At 36.2% G+C, this 17,515-nt stretch carries 17 protein-coding genes and 1 pseudogene; 9 read left to right on the top strand and 9 right to left on the bottom strand.

Features of this window, described 5'->3' with window-relative positions; translation table 11 throughout:
- Positions 1–114: 114 nt before the first annotated feature.
- Positions 115–294: a hypothetical protein gene (locus tag AC3WSK_RS04790; protein WP_427484718.1), complete on the bottom strand. Its 180-nt coding sequence runs from the start codon at positions 292–294 to the stop codon at positions 115–117.
- Positions 295–370: 76 nt separating this feature from the next.
- Positions 371–1,135, bottom strand: coding sequence for a MerR family transcriptional regulator (locus AC3WSK_RS04785; RefSeq protein ID WP_079559989.1), 765 nt, complete (start codon positions 1,133–1,135; stop codon positions 371–373).
- A gap of 191 nt (positions 1,136–1,326) precedes the next feature.
- Here AC3WSK_RS04785 and AC3WSK_RS04780 point away from each other — a divergent pair.
- Both AC3WSK_RS04780 and AC3WSK_RS04775 read left to right on the top strand, forming a co-directional pair.
- Positions 1,327–1,518 (top strand): annotated as a pseudogene (locus AC3WSK_RS04780) (hypothetical protein); the annotation flags it as partial.
- 179 nt (positions 1,519–1,697) lie between these two features.
- Positions 1,698–2,231, top strand: a complete 534-nt coding sequence (locus tag AC3WSK_RS04775) for a hypothetical protein (protein WP_079559988.1) — start codon at positions 1,698–1,700, stop codon at positions 2,229–2,231.
- Between the two features lie 280 nt (positions 2,232–2,511).
- On the opposite strand, the gene AC3WSK_RS04770 is transcribed toward AC3WSK_RS04775, so the two are convergent.
- Complete coding sequence (locus tag AC3WSK_RS04770) at positions 2,512–3,774, bottom strand: MFS transporter (protein WP_079559987.1); 1,263 nt, start codon at positions 3,772–3,774, stop codon at positions 2,512–2,514.
- Positions 3,775–4,164: 390 nt separating this feature from the next.
- On the opposite strand from AC3WSK_RS04770, the gene AC3WSK_RS04765 reads away from it, so the two are divergent.
- The 3 genes from AC3WSK_RS04765 to AC3WSK_RS04755 are packed head-to-tail and all read left to right on the top strand — an operon-like array spanning position 4,165 to position 7,684.
- Positions 4,165–5,919: an ABC transporter ATP-binding protein gene (locus AC3WSK_RS04765; protein ID WP_492412721.1), complete on the top strand. Its 1,755-nt coding sequence runs from the start codon at positions 4,165–4,167 to the stop codon at positions 5,917–5,919.
- Positions 5,920–5,936: 17 nt separating this feature from the next.
- Positions 5,937–6,614 (top strand): response regulator transcription factor, encoded by a 678-nt coding sequence (locus tag AC3WSK_RS04760; protein ID WP_492412719.1) that lies wholly within the window; start codon positions 5,937–5,939, stop codon positions 6,612–6,614.
- On the top strand, positions 6,611–7,684 hold the full coding sequence (locus tag AC3WSK_RS04755) for a HAMP domain-containing sensor histidine kinase (protein ID WP_079559985.1): 1,074 nt from the start codon (positions 6,611–6,613) through the stop codon (positions 7,682–7,684). The genes AC3WSK_RS04760 and AC3WSK_RS04755 overlap by 4 nt, the downstream gene beginning before the upstream one ends.
- 42 nt (positions 7,685–7,726) lie before the next feature.
- Here AC3WSK_RS04755 and AC3WSK_RS04750 read toward each other — a convergent pair whose 3' ends face one another.
- A complete protein-coding gene (locus tag AC3WSK_RS04750; RefSeq protein WP_427482776.1) occupies positions 7,727–8,314 on the bottom strand; it encodes an NAD(P)H-dependent oxidoreductase in 588 nt (195 codons plus the stop codon).
- 120 nt (positions 8,315–8,434) lie between these two features.
- On the opposite strand from AC3WSK_RS04750, the gene AC3WSK_RS04745 reads away from it, so the two are divergent.
- Complete coding sequence (locus tag AC3WSK_RS04745) at positions 8,435–8,872, top strand: MarR family winged helix-turn-helix transcriptional regulator (RefSeq protein ID WP_427482778.1); 438 nt, start codon at positions 8,435–8,437, stop codon at positions 8,870–8,872.
- A gap of 51 nt (positions 8,873–8,923) precedes the next feature.
- On the opposite strand, the gene AC3WSK_RS04740 is transcribed toward AC3WSK_RS04745, so the two are convergent.
- Positions 8,924–9,325, bottom strand: a complete 402-nt coding sequence (locus AC3WSK_RS04740; RefSeq protein ID WP_427482780.1) for a GNAT family N-acetyltransferase — start codon at positions 9,323–9,325, stop codon at positions 8,924–8,926.
- A gap of 11 nt (positions 9,326–9,336) precedes the next feature.
- Positions 9,337–10,233: a GNAT family N-acetyltransferase gene (locus AC3WSK_RS04735; protein ID WP_492412715.1), complete on the bottom strand. Its 897-nt coding sequence runs from the start codon at positions 10,231–10,233 to the stop codon at positions 9,337–9,339.
- A gap of 452 nt (positions 10,234–10,685) precedes the next feature.
- On the opposite strand from AC3WSK_RS04735, the gene AC3WSK_RS04730 reads away from it, so the two are divergent.
- Positions 10,686–11,456 carry a YqcI/YcgG family protein gene (locus AC3WSK_RS04730; RefSeq protein WP_427482784.1) on the top strand — a complete coding sequence of 257 codons (771 nt, stop codon included), beginning with the start codon at positions 10,686–10,688 and terminating at the stop codon, positions 11,454–11,456.
- On the opposite strand, the gene AC3WSK_RS04725 is transcribed toward AC3WSK_RS04730, so the two are convergent.
- The 3 genes from AC3WSK_RS04725 to AC3WSK_RS04715 all read right to left on the bottom strand — a co-directional run bounded on the left by AC3WSK_RS04725 (position 11,453) and on the right by AC3WSK_RS04715 (position 14,242).
- On the bottom strand, positions 11,453–12,778 hold the full coding sequence (locus AC3WSK_RS04725) for an amino acid permease (RefSeq protein ID WP_492412713.1): 1,326 nt from the start codon (positions 12,776–12,778) through the stop codon (positions 11,453–11,455). The two genes, AC3WSK_RS04730 and AC3WSK_RS04725, sit on opposite strands and share 4 nt — an antisense overlap.
- A 25-nt stretch (positions 12,779–12,803) precedes the next feature.
- Positions 12,804–13,739: an arginine deiminase family protein gene (locus AC3WSK_RS04720; protein ID WP_079559978.1), complete on the bottom strand. Its 936-nt coding sequence runs from the start codon at positions 13,737–13,739 to the stop codon at positions 12,804–12,806.
- Between the two features lie 278 nt (positions 13,740–14,017).
- The gene (locus AC3WSK_RS04715; RefSeq protein ID WP_079559977.1) at positions 14,018–14,242 is read right to left on the bottom strand and encodes a transcriptional regulator SplA domain-containing protein; all 225 of its coding nucleotides are present in this window, start codon (positions 14,240–14,242) and stop codon (positions 14,018–14,020) included.
- Positions 14,243–14,482: 240 nt separating this feature from the next.
- Between AC3WSK_RS04715 and AC3WSK_RS04710 the strand changes: the two genes are divergently transcribed.
- Positions 14,483–15,871 (top strand): TldD/PmbA family protein, encoded by a 1,389-nt coding sequence (locus tag AC3WSK_RS04710; RefSeq protein ID WP_079559976.1) that lies wholly within the window; start codon positions 14,483–14,485, stop codon positions 15,869–15,871.
- Positions 15,872–15,874: 3 nt separating this feature from the next.
- Positions 15,875–17,218: a TldD/PmbA family protein gene (locus tag AC3WSK_RS04705; protein WP_427482791.1), complete on the top strand. Its 1,344-nt coding sequence runs from the start codon at positions 15,875–15,877 to the stop codon at positions 17,216–17,218.
- The last annotated feature ends 297 nt before the right edge of the window (positions 17,219–17,515 follow it).

Raw genomic sequence — 17,515 nt, 5'->3', positions numbered from 1 at the left:
GCAGGTCTAAAACGGAGACATAAGTCGAAAACTAATTGTTTTTTAGTAAGAAACGTACAATATAAAACCGTAGGAAATCAAGGTTTATAAATTTGATTTTCTGCGGTTTTTTTATTAATCAATTCCCTTTCCATTTGCTCCCCCTATATCATTCATCGCTTGTTTAGGTGAAGCTCCTTGATAAGGGATAACTACTGTTAAATATGGCATATCAATTTTCGGATATTTTTCAATATGTAAAGTTTGTAATGAATAAATTCCTCCAACAATAATAAGTGGTATTACTAATATCATTGTTTAAGCATTTTCATACTTAAGCGGTGAACCGTTTCATATTGCACCTTCCTCAAACTATTCCTAGTAGTATTTTCTACTCCATTTGTATAACAGGCAACAATAAATCTAATTGAGTAAAGTCATCACCTCGATACCACTCAAGAATGGAGCGTGTCGGCACCCATTTATGTTGAAGCGCATATTGAAGTAATTTTATGTATCCATCCTTGATCGTTGTCATTTGTTCTTTAAATGGTAATGCCAGACATATACAAGAAGGCATATGTTCAATAAAATCACTTTCAACAAGATCATGTATTTTTGTATCTGCTGGAACACCAAAGCCGATTTGAGCTTTGATTACATCTTGACCTGATAAATAATTTAAATAATAACTTTTAATACTTATATTTAATTGTTTTAATTCGTTTGCTCTTTTTTCAAAGTGCGCGCCAAATTTACCCGTTGCTGATTGAGCTGTATACCAAATAATTTTTTCATCATTTTTATCAATCAAATAGATACCATCTCGAATCGAGTTACTTTCCAAGTAGCGTAAGCTAATATCCAGCAGATTTCGTTTTTGTTTCATTTTTTGAATCCATGTTTTCATCATTTCCTGGCGAATCGTTTCATCCTGCTCGTGTAAATAATTTTGAATTTCCTGAATTGATACATCTGCTAATCGCAAAGTGGATATTAACTTTACTGTCGCAATTTGACTATCTGTATATACTCGATAACCATTTGAACTTCTTTCCTCCGGTAACAGTAATTTTTTAGTTTCATAAAAGCGTAATGTGCTTTTAGCTATACCTGTTCTTTCAGAGAATTCCTGAATGGTCATATATTTCTTCAAATCATCACACCTCTCTTAATTCCAATGTAAACCTTCAACCAACTTGAAGGTCAATACATATTAGCGATATTTTTCTATTTTATACAATCATCCTTTATCGCCAATAAATAAAGACCCGCCTTGTAACTTTGAGTCGATATTCGTTCCGACTATGCCCCTTCCTGGATAACAGGAACCTAATTGTCAGCTAACGATTTCAGGGCGTTGGTACGTATTATTTGGATAGTTACCTTTACTGGTGTCGTTGGCTTGAGTTACATAAATACTTGGCATTTGAAAATCGGGTAGAGCAAATGCTTATTTCAACTTGTCAAAAATCTAACTATTTCACAATTGAAGCAATAAGAAAAGGCAAAGAGCACCATTTATCAGATGCTTTTTAAGCGGATTCAGTGGTTTACTGTTATTCAATTAGCGAAGCAAAAAGAGGTTTTCGCTTAATTAATATGGTAAATTTGATAAAAGGTGGAATTTTTTATTGTTTCTCCTTATAATATACAATATATAAGCGTGTGTTTTCATACTACTAGATTTTTTGTAAGTAAAAGTGTGGGGTGGTTAATTGAATTTTATTACTTGGTCAATTATTGCAGCAGAAATTGGTTTTTGGATTGTTATAATACTCGGTCTAACTTTACGTTATGTATATAACTTTAAAAAAATGGGATCGTTCTTTTTACTTCTAACACCGGTGATTGATTTGTTTCTGTTAATCGTAACTGCTATAGATCTATTAAAGGGTGGAAATGCAACTACGTCTCACGCAATTGCTGCTATCTATTTAGGTGTGTCGATTGCTTTTGGAAAGAGTATCGTTCGTTGGGCTGATGAAAGGTTCTTATACTACATAAAAAAAGAGGGAACAAAACCTGAAAAAAAGACTGGTTTCGCATATGCTCGTAATTCTTTGAAAGGGTCTTTTCAGCATTTATTTGCATATATCATCGGAGCAGGATTTTTATTAATATTGATATACTTAGTAAATGATGCGGACCGTAGCTCTAAACTTTTTGAAACACTAAAAGTATGGTCTTTAGTACTGGGAATTGATTTTATCATATCTATTTCATATTTCATTTGGCCACAAGGAAAATAGTTATTTTACATAGAAGTAAGTAAAATATTTTAAAAATAATGAATGTTTTTTCTTCAACTAACCAGAGCCTTCGTTAAATTTTCGATTCACGAAATATCAAACCGAAAAGACAAATTTATCCTACACATTTTGTAGATTAAATCTGTCTTTAACAGCAACAATCTTTTAGAAAACAGCCAACTTTATTATTATTCAAAAATGTGGTTGCGTCAGAAACTTGCCTGTAAAAGCTTTCCTTTACACATAATAAAAATCTCAGAGAAAATGTGGATAGCGAGAATCAATTTGCTACCTCGCTCTTTTCAAATCGTAAAATCCTCTTCGTGGTAATTGCCATCACTACCATGGCAATACATATCATTAAAATAGGAACGTAGACTTTAACACTAAATGCTTCGAATAATAAGCCATACACAATTTGCCCAATTGGTGCCATACATTGTGAAACGGCAATGATAATAGCCATGACCTTCCCTAAGTTTTCATTAGGTGTTTCTTTTTGTACAAGCGTAATAACATAAATGGAGATGATTGTCATAATCATAGCGATTAAAAGTGCGCTCAAAACAAATAAAATATAAGATGGATAATAGCCAATATTCAGCAACAGAGGCGTAACCGCTATAGCCATTGGGATAATCAATAAAGCAGTAATGAAAATCCAACTATACAAATTAGTGATACCCATTTTTTTTGCAAAGTACCCCATAGATAAAGCTCCTAAGATCGTAGCAAAATCGATTAACCCCATCCCTACTCCGTACAATGTATCACTACTTTGCATTGTAACACGGAGAATAATCGGTACACCTACGACAAATAGCGGTGTTAATAATAAATTTAATAATGCCGCTAAAATCATACATTTGAAGATAAAAGATTGCTTCACTACATAGCTAAAGCCCTCTTTCAAATCATTTACCAGCGTCGGTATAATATGACCATCCTGCTCTCGTTGCATAAATGGGATATGAATAAACATCTCTAATATGGCCGAAAGGAAAAAGAACACACCACTCACCACGACTAGCACTTTTAAGCCAATCAAACCGTATAGTATTCCACCTAATACAGGAGCAGCTACATTAGACAATGCTTGAATACCATTAACAATTCCATTAGCTTGCTCAAGCTTCTCCTCTTCTACAAGTACTGGTATACTGGCCATCACTGCAGGTGCATACATAGCACTAACAAGGGAAAGCAGTACCATCACAACACCAATTAGCAAAACAGAACTATTACCAATTGCTAGCATTGCAAAGAAAGTAAACACAATTATGCTACTCGTAAAATCGAAAATCACCATTAAGTTGCGTCGATTGAACCTGTCAGCAATGGCTCCTCCAAGTGGTGCTAGTAATATTGGAACGCTCGATATCGCAAACAGTACTGCAAAAAGATCTGCACGTCCTGTAATATCAAGTACATAAAGTGATAAGGCAAACCTTAAAAGCGCAGAACCTAAAATAGAAATAATTTGCCCAATCACCATCAGGTTAAAATCTTTTGAAAAGCCTTTTCTTTTAATCTGTGATTCCATACATTAGACCCCTTTCTTTTAGAACTATTAAAGTAACAATCATCCACGCCTATCTGAACCAATGAGAAGGCTCTGATTTCCGCTACGGGCTACTAGCTTTCCTGCGGGAGTCGAGTAGCCCTACGCTACAATCAGTTAAAATGGAAATAAATTGACAAAAATAAAACTAGACCGACTGTCGGTTTATGATATTGTATGATAATTCTCCAAAAAAAGGAACTTATTTTGATCTTTCGCAAAAAATTTATAATTGATCATACTTTTAGGAATAGGTCCATATCGAGTCATCACCTCTTGCTCATTTCATATTCAGTTCATAAAGACATGCTATAGTAAGATAAATAAAAGATTCATATTTAATGTTGAAGAAATTGAAGGGAGATTTTAACGTTGCAAGAAACATTGCAAGATACTACTAAAACGAAGGATTGGCGACGCTTTGTTCGCTTAGTCAAACAGGCTGAGCCACCGATGTGGCTTTTAATTATTTCATTAATTATGAGCTTAGCGACTACAGGCGTTGGCTTTATTGTTCCGTTATTTACAAAAAAATTAGTCGATGGATTTTCATTAGAGTCACTTGATTATTGGCAAATTATTTTATTAGGTATTGCTTTTATCGCGCAAGCCATCGCGAGTGGACTTTCCATTTATTATTTAAATCGTGTCGGACATCATGTTGTCGCCAAATTACGCGATCAGCTTTGGAGAAAGCTTCTTCATTTACCTATCCCTTATTATGATGAGAACGATACAGGTGAAACATTAAGTCGAGTTACGAATGACACAGCTGTCGTTAAGGAGCTCATTACCGAACACCTTGCAAACTGTTTATCTGGTGTTATTTCCATTATTGGCTCCATCATCATTCTATTAATCTTAGATTGGAAAATGACCTTAGTGATGCTGATCGCTGTTCCACTTGCTATGGTTATTTTATTGCTTCTAGGAAGACGTATGTTTGTCATTTCAAAAGGAATGCAAGATGAAACAGCAAAATTTACGTCCGTGCTCAATCAAGTTTTACCTGAAACACGATTAGTAAAAGCTTCAAATGCCGAAAATATTGAATATGAGCGTGGCAAAAAGGGAATTACAAACCTCTTTACGTTTGGCTTAAAAGAAGCAAAAATCCATGCACTTATTTCGCCACTAATTTCGTTTGTATTAATGTCAGTCCTTGTAGCCATTATTGGTTATGGTGGTGTACGAGTTTCTTCAGGAGAACTTACAGCTGGTGACATGGTAGCCTTTATTTTATATTTAATCCAAATTATTATGCCGATGACCCAATTAACGATGTTCTTTACACAGCTTCAAAAAGCAATGGGTGCTACAGAGCGAATCAGTGCTTTACTTGAGCATGAAGAAGAGAATATTTTTGAAGGAAAAACATTAGAAAAAGTAAATCAGCCGATTTATGTAAAAAACGTTGACTTTGCTTATGGAGAAGAACTGATTTTATCGGATATTAATTTTACTATTGAACCTGGAAAAGTTACGGCTATCGTCGGGCCTAGTGGTGGAGGAAAAACAACAACATTTTCTCTGTTAGAAAGATACTATCAACCTACTAATGGAAGTATTACACTCGGAGAAACCCCTATCAACACGTACTCCCTACATTCTTGGAGAAGCCAAATCGGCTATGTTGCTCAGGAGAGTGCACTCCTGTCTGGTACGATTCGCGAAAATATTTGCTACGGTATTAACAGAGAAGTACAGGATGAAGAGCTTGAAAGAGTTGCTAAAATGGCCTATGCCGATCAATTTATTAATGAACTACCAGAACAATTCGATACAGAAGTTGGAGAACGTGGCATAAAGCTTTCTGGCGGTCAACGACAACGAATTTCGATCGCCAGGGCACTTTTACGCGACCCTCAAATATTAATGCTAGATGAGGCAACATCTAGTCTAGATAGTAACTCGGAAATCTATGTTCAAAAAGCATTGGATAATTTAATGCAAGGTAGAACAACGCTCGTCATTGCACACCGCCTTTCAACAGTAGTAGATGCAGACCAAATTCTTTTTGTAGAGAAAGGACATATTACAGGCAGTGGCACACATGAGACTTTATTTGAGACGCATAATATGTACCGAGAGTTTGCCAAACAACAATTACGTATTAAAGAGGAATAATGAAGGGATTTGTTAGCATGACAAAATTATTAGTTGTAGATGATGACGCCCATATTCGAGAATTAGTAAAGATATTTTTACAAAATGAAGGTTTAGAAGTAATTGAAGCTACGGACGGTGTGGATGCACTGTCCAAATTGGATTCTGATAAGGTGGATATGATTATTATGGATATTATGATGCCAAATATGGATGGCTGGGAATTATGCGAAGAAATACGTTCATTTAATGATAATCTACCGATTTTGATGTTAACCGCAAAGGGAGAAACTTCACAAAAGGTAAAAGGTTTTAATCTTGGAACAGATGATTATCTTGTTAAACCATTTGAACCAGCAGAGCTGATTGTTCGTGTGAAATCAATACTTAAAAGATACCAAATTTCCCTTTCTCAACTTGTGGAGGCTGGCACTATTAAGTTAAATCGTAATACACATGAGGTTTTGTATAACGGTAAATCTTTAACACTTCGTTTAAAGGAATTTGAACTGTTATTTACATTAGCAAGCTATGCTGGAAAAACTTTTTCCCGTGAACAGTTAATCGAAGAAATTTGGGGATACGACTATGAAGGTGATGAACGTACAGTCGATGTTCACATTAAAAGACTTCGTCAACGATTCCCACAAGATACAAGTGGATTTATTATTCGTACAATTCGCGGCCTAGGCTATCGATTGGAACTTGTTTCATGAGAAGATTAAAAAATAGTTTAAAGCTTTTTTTAATTTTAATGCTTCTTCTTACCATTAGCATCGTATTTGCTTTTATTTCCTACCACATAACGTCTTGGCTTTATGATTGGTTAGGCAAGCATCCACAAGGTTTCTGGCTCCAATTATGGACCGTAGTCGGTGTTTTTGTTCTCTTTGCTTGCACTGTTATCATCACCTTTTTAATTGGGCTAAAAAAACAACGGAACTATTGGAATACGATTGTAGATGCATTAAGTCGGATTGCTAAAGGTGATTTCACTGTCAAATTAGATCTTAAAGCAGATGACGAAGATCAATTTGGTCAATTAATACATGGCATCAACCATATGGCGGTTGAGTTAGGTGAAATGGAAAGAATGCGCCAAGAATTTATCTCGAATGTATCGCATGAAATTCAGTCACCTCTAACTTCTATTAATGGCTTTGCTAAAGCATTAAAAAACATTGACCTCCCAGAGGATAAGCGACAGCATTATTTAGCAATCATTGAGATGGAAAGTAACCGACTATCAAAAATAAGTGACAATTTACTAAAGCTTACTTCATTAGAATCACAGCATCACCCCTTCGAGCCAAGTCATTACCGACTCGATAAGCAATTGCGCAACGTCGTATTAACGCTCGAGCCAAATTGGCTAGCTAAAAACATCGACCTGGATCTTCAACTGGAAAACATTTCGGTCGTGGCGGATGAGGACTTAATGAATCAAGTATGGATGAATTTACTAAGCAACAGCATTAAATTCACGCCATCTGCTGGCATTATTACACTATCTATGACGAAGCAAATAGATACGATAACTATTGCCATTCATGATAATGGAATTGGTTTAACAGAAGAACAACAAAATCATATATTCGAACGATTTTATAAGGCGGACCAATCGAGGACGGCTGAGAATGGTGGAAGTGGCTTAGGACTATCTATTGTCAAGAAAATCGTCGATATGCATAACGGCACAATTACTGTTGAAAGCAAGTCTGCTGAATTTACAACATTTTTTGTAACACTGCCACTAGAAATCAATATGACTCATGCAAACAAATAAGAGATTCTTACTTTGTCTGCACGAGTCTATTTGGCGGATGAACTAGTAAGCTACTTTTCTAAAATATTGATAAACTTTTTCGAGTTTTTTGCTTTGTCTCCCCTTCTTACTTTCCATATTGCCAAATTCAAAAAACTTCACTTGTTTAATGCCAACATAATTAAATAACGCTCTTTTCATTAATACTTTATGCGCATTATTCAGCCATAAGAGTGGATACTTTGTTGGCCCCTTCATTGTCGAAATACACACTACTGATTTTCCCTTTAAAAGCCCCTCAGGAAATAGCCCCTTTTTATCTTTATACGCAAAATTGGCCGCAAATAATTGATCAATATACCCTAAAAGCATTGCTGGTGGTCTACCCCACCATATCGGATAAACAAAAACGATTTTATCAGCCCACTTAATTTGTTCACGATATTTCTCAAGCTTTGGATCACGAAACATATCACGACGACGTTTATGTTCATGAAATACTAAAATCGGGTTAAACTGTTCCTCGTATAAATCTAAAACTTGAGTCTCCTTTATGGAAGGATTGTCATGACAGCCCTTAATAGCCTCCTGTAAAAAAGCATAATTCAAACTTTTATGATTGGGGTATGTATAAATAATTAATGTATTCATTACGCGCCTCCATTTGTTATCATTTGATAACAAAATAGTAAACTATCCAATTATAGTTGTCAAATGATAATTGTTTTAAGATAAGTTTTTTGTTATCTTGTCAGTAAGAGGTGAACCCATTTGGACAAAAAACAATTATTTCAGCAGTTCGTAGCATTTACAGCAGCGGTACACCAAGTAACGCACGAACTAACCCAAAACGTTAAAATCGATAACATTACACCTGTACAATATAAAATTTTAGAATATATAAAGGTAAGCCAGCCAGTTACACCTACAGAAATTAGTGATTGCCAGCATATGTCCTTACCTAATACAAGCCGTGAATTAAGAAAACTACAGGAAAGAAAGTTTATTGAAAAAATTAGCGATACTGAGGATCGAAGAAAGCACTATATTTGCCTGACAGAAGTAGGAGAAAAAATAATGGAGGAAGCATTCTCCTGTATAGAAGAGCGCTTTCAGCAGCTTATCCAACATGTATCTACAAATGATTTAGTGGACATTCATCAAGCATTAAACATTCTTGACGAAAAGGTCTTTAATCCAAAAATATAAAAAGAACCTGCAATGCTTTTCACTATAAGAAAAGCATTGCAGGTTTTTTCATTATTTATTATATTGACATAAAAAGCGTTCCACACCAGGGTATTTCTCCCCAAGGCTAGTTATGAAAAAACCATAGCGACGATAAAAATCTACAGCCTCACAATCCGTTTCAGCAACAATTGATGAGTACTTACTTGCTATATAATTAATCATTTTATTGCCAATGCCTTTACCTCTTTGATCAGTTAATACAGCGATATGTTTAATCTCACACTTTGATAAATTGAATTGTTCTATACCAATACAACCAATTATTTCACCTTCGGATTCAAAGCTATATAAAGTCCTATTCGATAAAAGTATATATTTTTCATACTCTTGTTGAACTTTTTTATCCGAAGTTGCAAATGAAAGTAGTTTTCTAATAGCTGGAGAAATAGTGTTTGCTTGAACTATATTCATCTCTTATCTCCTTAAAAATCGGTAGCAGGAATGACAACAGCCTTACAAGCTTGTTCATAAAACTCGATTGGACCCGCTCCTCCGATAATTGCATATTCATACCCCAACTCATTCATATCTTTTAAACAATGATGAAGGAGGGAATATCCTATCCCCTTCACCCGATTAGTTTTCGCTACACCCATTGGGCCAAAATAACATTTTTTATTTTGATAAATGTCAAATCCAGCAAATCCAACAAGATCTCCTCTATCATCAAAAGCTACATATATGGAAGGTGTAGTATTTAAAAATGCACTTTTAATCGTTTCTGACCACTCTTGCGAAAAATGACTTTCTACAAAATGAATAAGCTTGTTTTTATCATCTCGGTTGACTCTACGAATATTAGTAGAAATCGCATCGTGGAAATTGTAATGGCGAAGATGAGTAACCATATCCCGCGAAGTCGTAGCAAGCTTTAAAATCAGTTTCGTATCTTCTTCTGAAACGAATTCCTCAAGCATTTTCGTCTTGATAAGAGCTTTAAGAAAGTGACCTTCATTTAAATAAACCTGGTTATAGTTTCGCATATAGCAAATCGCTTGTTCCAATACTGTTAAAACATCATTTGATATTGGAATAGAAAATAAGCTATGGCTAGTAACTTTCATTTCTGTTTTTTGATGAAATTCATTCACCAAGTTTCTTAAAGACGCTTCATCGATAGTACATTTTAATACTAATTCACCAAGTGCCCCCTCTTTTTCTTTGAAACAAGCAAGCAGGAAATGAATTGGGCGTAACAATTTTTGCTGTGAGGAGGAAGCTTCTTCTTCCGCATTCTTTATAATCCTTAACATACGCTTTGTTAATTTTATATTAGTTGAAATCAAATGCCTGATCATCCTTTCTTGGATTTTTTTCAACTTCTTAATTTTTTTACACTAAATAAATACTCTTTATGTTAATTAATTGAAATATTAGGACTATATCATATCATTAATCATGTTTTCTATGATAAATAAAATTGAAACTATTAATTTACTTTTTACTAAAAATCAGGAATCATATTTTGCTAAGCGTATGTCATGCGTATAAGTTGATTGGAATGGAGACTGAACGCCCCCAGGAAACTTTGCTCTGTGCAAAAGCGTAGCGGCAGCAACAAATGTTTTATCTGTGCGAAAGCAAAGCGGCAGCAACAAATGTTTTATCTGTGCGAAAGCAAAGCGACAGCAACAACAAAGCGTCCAGCCGGAATGGAAACCAACCACATGTTATGGTAATAAGCCTATTTAAAAAACGTTAATGCCTATACATCGTCACTCATCCCCACTTTATTTAATAATATAAGGATGTATAGAAGGAGGAGACTCAAGTGGAAGTAGCAGTGTTAGACAAGAAGTGGATCGAAGAACATTTTGAAACACTTCCATTATGGCAACAGTCAGCATATATCGACTTCGCTGCCATGGTTGCAGATGAAGCAAATACGTTCCCCTGTATTCCAGCAAGAAAAGGTTTTTTATCGAACCATCTTCGCTACAGTTTTATCGGAGATCCACGAGAGGAACAATCGATAAAGACATTAGCACTTTGCTTAAAGGAATACAATAAGCACTGTCAAACATTCGGCAACTATACAACACATACCATTTTCTTCAAAACGCCCAATGAGATGCATAAATTCGACGTTGCGGATTATAATAATTTATTTTGGTCAGTTTTAAACAATTTAACTAAATTCGATGAAATTGATTGGCCAAAGGAAATTCCAACCGATCCATCACATAATGAATGGGAATTTTGTTTTAACGGTGAGCCTTATTTTGTATCTTGTGCAACGCCCGCACACAAATTAAGAAAGAGTCGTCATTTCTCTACTTTATTAATGGCATTCCAGCCACGCTGGATATTTGAAGAAATAAACGACTCTACTGCATTTGGTCGAAAATTAAAGAAACTTATTCGGCAACGCATTAACGAATACGATGATATCCCTGCCCATCCTGATTTAAAATGGTATGGGCAAGAAGGAAGTAATGAATGGAAGCAGTATTTTTTAAGCGATGATAATGTTAGTCCATCAAAATGTCCTTTTTTACGTATGCAAAATTCTCTGATTTTTCCACAGAACAAAGAACATTAAGCTTCCTTACCTTGTTTTTGCCTTTTCATTACAATCCAAGTCGCAACCCCTATTAAGATGATAAAAAGCAGGCTCACGAAAAAACCGAGTCTGCTTGTTTTTTCCCCTAACGTTCCAGACACTGTCACCGCAATGAGTAACATCCCTATTCCATTCTTCACATACTCCCACTTTGACAGGTCCATTAGCTTCATATAGGTCACTAATATAAAGAGCCAGTTATAAATTAGCATTAAGCCTGCAGCTGTAACCAAATATTCAAATATCTTTTCTGGCATGAGGAATCCTATAACAATCGTTACGATTAAACCACTAGCTAAAAAGAGAAATGCAGGAAATGGAATCTTCATTTTCCCCTTCTTCGCTAGAGAAGCTGGAGCATCGTGATCCTCTGCGAGTGTAATAAGAATCGTTATGACCGCGTATAAAGAGGCTACCATTGTTGAAAAACCTGCAATAATTAAAACACCATTAAAAATATCTGCAAAAAAAGGTATATGATAGCCATTAAGCGCTGTAATAAATGGGCTTTCCTCAATAGTAAAGTCCTTCCAAGAAACAAGTGCCAAGGCAAGCATAATAGCTATTATAAAAATGACAGTAATAGCAATAATCATCACTTTTCCAGCTTTCGGCGCTTCTTTAGGATTTTTTAAGTCAATGACCATTAAACCCATAACCTCAATTCCTCCAAATGCATAAAAAGCGTATAGCAGTCCAAGCCAAATCCCTTTCACACCTTGAGAGAAAAATTCTTCGTAATTTGCATACAGCGCATCGAGTGTAGTAGTTTCCGTATTAAATCCTTTTATTATTAATACAACCGCTACTAATATAAACATGACAACCGCTGCAGCCTTTAACGCCCCAAAAATATTTTGAAATTTTTCAAAGCCCTTCATGCCCATAAGAATAACGGCTAATCCAAGTGCAGCATAAATAGATGCAGCACTCCATAATGGAAGCATTGGAAACCAAAGCTTTGTAAAAATACCCAGCGCCATCAATTGACTGCCCATAATAAGCATCTCAGAAATCAAGTAAATCCAGCCATTACTAAATCCTGCCCAATTTCCAAAAGCTTGCTTTGCATAAGTACGAAATGATCCCTTATCTGGATTGTCAACTGACATCTTAACAAGAGCATCATAGACAATGTACGTAGCAATCGCCGCTAACAAAAAAGGAATTAAAACAGCAGGACCACTTTTATGAATGGCCATACTTGTCCCAAGGAAAAATCCTGTTCCTAATGTACAACCTATACCGAGAAGCGAAAGTTGCCACCAAGACAACCTTCCTTTACTTGTTTTAGATGTCATTTTGATCAGCCCTCCTGCCTTTTGCTTACTTTCTTAACAATGGCAATGTCATGCAACGAATGCCACCACCGCCTTTTTCAAGTTCTGTGACTTCAATTTCTATTAAGTTCTTTTTTTGTAACAGTGGATGTTTCGTCCATTGCTGCTTCGTTGCTTGTTTACTAATCAACAGTGTTTCGGGATTAAGATTGATAAAATTGATATCAGGGATTGTATTATATTTTTCAAGCCAGTAGACATCAAAGCCATGATGATTTAAAAATTGCTCGGTCATTTCGAAACGAATTGTTTGAGGCGTTAACACCTGTACAGGAAAATAACGCATAAAGTTTTTAGCGATTACTAGATTAGCGTTTGTCACATTACAATTCATATCTAAATGAAGTGTATCGGATCGTCTCGGCAAATCAATAATCGCGATTTCTGTAAATCCTTCTTGGAAGATGTGATCCTTCATACTTTCTACAGCTTCTAACGTTGTTCTCATACCAATATTAATAAGCACTGCATCCCTATTTAAAATCATTACATCTCCACATTCTAAAGCAGTAGAAGGTTGTTTCACTTTTAAATTTTTTGCTGGAAACCATTTATCTAATAATGAGTGCGCATGTGGATACTCCGGTCGCCTTAGCGAGCTTCCCGCCTCTCCAAGGAAAATCCTATTTCCCAAAACACAGGCTAGATCGCGTACAAAGTACCTATTAATAAGCTGCTCACTTACTGTTTTCTCACCATTTGTTAGTTCTTTCGAATAATCAATAACCTTGACACCTTCATTTTCTAGCGTCGTCTTTAATTCCATGAAATTCTCCATTGCTTTTACGTGATTGACAGTAGCACTCCACCCTACATTTTCAGCTATTGTTAAATCTGTTACATCTAATTTTGATGGCGCACAAAGCATAACAACCTCAAGCTCTTCATGCTCCGACAAACATTTCGGTTGAAATGAGTACAAATAGATTCTCCCCTTTTTGAATGACTATCTCGGCTTAGCGTTACCATCAAAACTGGGATTATACAGACAAAATAGGTAGCAGAACTATTAGTATCCATTTCAAAAGATAAGAATGAGATATTGTTGCATAAGAGATGCGATGGAGGTTGAGGCTTCCAAGGAATTTAATGAAATTGGGAAAAAGCTAAGAGATTCCGCAGTATTAAAATTTAGAGAAAAAACCTATTAATTATAACTAGTTTCTCTCGCTACAAAATAATTCCATTTCATAACCTTTATCAGTGAAAATACTGATGATAAGCTTGCACAGCTGCCATTTCGCTTGTAAATATTAGAATATCGTTTGTTATCGGATAATAAGTCTCAAATAGAAAAAGCACCTGTTCATTTGGGTGATCCGGATTATTCACAACTGCCGCTTCCTGTATGTTCGCAACTTCTTGAAAATATGGATGACGATAAAAAATATAAACAATATCCCCTGCATTATATTGCTGCTTCATTCCATCACCTTCCTCTGATTTTCCATTAGTTTGGTGATAGAAGCAGTAAATTATAATTAATTTTTGATTTTCGTGTAGATGTTCATTAAAAATATGCCCTACCTACCAACGCTCCTATCATAAAACGTCTCAATTAGAATATATATTAATTTACGTGATAAATTTCACTAGATTTAATCCCAATATACGAACACTGAACATTCCGATTGCTTGGTATAATTGAGAAAAGGAGGAAAAAATATGATAAAACAATCAGTTATTGAAAATGTACTTGAAGCTGCCCTTTCAACAGGTGGCGATTTTTCCGAAGTTTTCATCGAGGATAAGTTTGTCAATGAATGTACATTGCTAAGTGGAAAAATTGAACAAAGTATTTCAGGTCGTGACTTTGGTATTGGTATACGCATTTTTTCCGGTCTTCAGAGCATCTACACGTACACAAACGATTTTTCAGAGGAAGGCTTACTAGCAGCAGCAAAACGAGCAGCACTTGCTATTAAAGGCGGCGCTACCGGAACTATTCAACCACTAAAAAAAGAAATTATTACACCTGTTCATAACATTATCATCCTACCAAACAGTGTGGCTCATGCTAGAAAAGCAACAATCATGCGGAAGGCTAATGACATTGCTAGAAATTATGATGAACGTATCAGTCAAGTTAAAGTTCGGTATCTTGACGATGAGCAGCATGTTTTAATCGCCAACTCAGAAGGAAAATTTGTAGAAGATACGCGTATTTATAGTCGACTTACTATCCAGGCAACTGCCTCCGAGGGCAAAGAAACGCAAACTGGCTCCTACGGTCCTGGCGCACATGCAGGCTTTGAATTTATCGAAAATCTAGATCTAGAGCACTATGCTGGTGAAGCTGCACGTATTGCGGTCACGATGCTTCATGCCGATGAATGTCCTAGCGGAAAATTCCCAGTCATCATTGATAATGAATTCGGCGGTGTTATATTCCATGAAGCTTGTGGTCATGGACTTGAGGCTACAGCCGTCGCGAAAAACAATTCCGTTTTTGCAAATCGTCTTGGTGAAAAAGTTGCCCCTGACATTGTTACATATATTGATGATGGCACACTTCCAAAAGAATGGGGTTCCCTTAACATTGATGATGAAGGGGAAAAAACGCGAAAAAACATCTTAATTGAAAATGGAATTTTAAAAGGCTACTTGATTGATAAATTTAATGCGCGCCGTATGAATGCTGAACCAACTGGATCTTCACGTCGCCAATCTTATCGTTTCAATCCAACATCCCGAATGACGAACACATTTATCGCGCCAGGCACTTCTACACCTGATGAAATAATTGCATCTACCGAATATGGTATTTATGCAAAATATATGGGTGGCGGGCAAGTAAATCCATCAACAGGTGACTATAACTTCGCGGCTATGGAAGCTTATATTGTGAAGGATGGAAAAATCGATCATCCTGTACGTGGTGCAACACTTATAGGTAACGGAGCAAAAACATTGCAGCTAGTTGATCGTGTTGGTAATAATCTTGCGCACGGTGCTGGCATGTGCGGATCCATTAGTGGTAGTCTTCCTGTCAATGTTGGTCAGCCGATGATTCGTGTTAGCGAAATGACAGTTGGAGGAACAAAGGGGGAATAATTGATGAATATTGCTGAATATCAAGAAAAACTACTAGATCAGGCGATAGAAGCCGGTTTTACAGAGACTGAAGTTTATTTCGAACGAAAAAGCTCTTTTCAATGTATGCTTTACGAAGGACAGATTGATAGCTATGAAACGTCTGAGGATGGGGGTCTAAGTCTACGTGGGCTGCATAACGGAAAAATGGGGTACGCCTATACAGAGAAACTAGACGATGATTCTATTTCCTTTTTAATCAACAGTGTAAAAGCAAATGCAGACGTTCTAGATGAAGATGAGGGCATAGATATTTTTGAAGGCAATAATGAATACACGCCACATGAATTTTACAATGAAGAATTAGAGTCAATCGGGATTCCTGAAAAAATCGAGCTACTACTTTTAATTGAACAAAAAATCCGTGCCTACGATTCGCGCATTGTAACGCTTGATTACTGTTTTCTTCAAGAATATACTACTGAACGTTCATTAGCGAATAGTAAAAATCTTTCTCTATCACATAAGGAGAATGGTCTAGTCATCTACCTTTCCACAGTGGTCAAAGAAGGAGAGGAACTGAAAACGGGTAGTTATTTGAAAATGACTCGTGATTTTCATTCTCTCAATGCTGATGAAATTGCCAAAGCAGCAGCCGAAGAAGCACTTGCAAACCTAGGTGAAAAATCGATTCCATCTGGAAAATATCCAATCATCCTACGCTCAGATGCGACAGCATCTTTACTAAGTACTTTTATGCCTATATTGTCTGCAGAAAATGCACAAAAAGATCAATCTTTATTAAAAGGTAAAGTCGGACAAAAAGTGGCGTCAGATGCTTTGACATTACTGAATGCCCCATTCCATCCTGAAGCTTTATCAGGAGCAAGCTTTGATGGTGAAGGTGTTGCAACAAAGGAGCAGGCGATCATTTTAGACGGAACACTGCAAACACTATTGCATAATAGAAAAACGGCAAAGAAGGAAGGCTGCAAAACGAGCGGACATGCACATAAAGACTCTTACAAAGGCACTTTATCAATCGCACCTCAAAATTTATATATTTCACCAGGTAATCGATCACAAGAGGAGTTAATCGCCTTAGTCTCTGAAGGAGTACTTATTACCGAATTAGCTGGCCTTCACTCAGGAACGAATACGGTTTCTGGTGATTTTTCAGTCGCAGCTAAAGGTTTCCATATTCAAGATGGCAAAATTGCATCACCTGTGAAGCAAATGACTATAGCCGGAAACTTCTTTAAGTTCTTAAATACTATCGAAGAAATTAGCTCAGAGCTTTTCTTCCTACCAGATGGGTACGGCTCCCCTTCCCTCCTTGTGAAGGAGCTATCAGTAACAGTGGAATAAAACGGTAAAAGTGCGTCGGATTTTAAACTGTACTCCTCGGCAATGCTTGTCGCTAATCATTGCGACAAGCTTTTTAATTACAGCTGAATTGCTATTGTTCTTGTCAACCTGCTTGACCGGGATAATAGCCAGCGCTTTCAACGGCGGTAGTCTGTCCTCGTATACTTGACCCCCATATTATGAAGAAAGTCATCATCCCTACATTACGATTCGTTTTATAATCATAGAAATGTATTCTTCTCCATTCGTATTATGAAAAATACGTCGAGAAAGACACGACGAAGGTACATTTATTAT

The sequence above is a fragment of the Lysinibacillus sp. EB271-A1-10B genome, from assembly GCF_058791335.1.
This window is presented reverse-complemented; position numbering and strand designations above follow the sequence as displayed.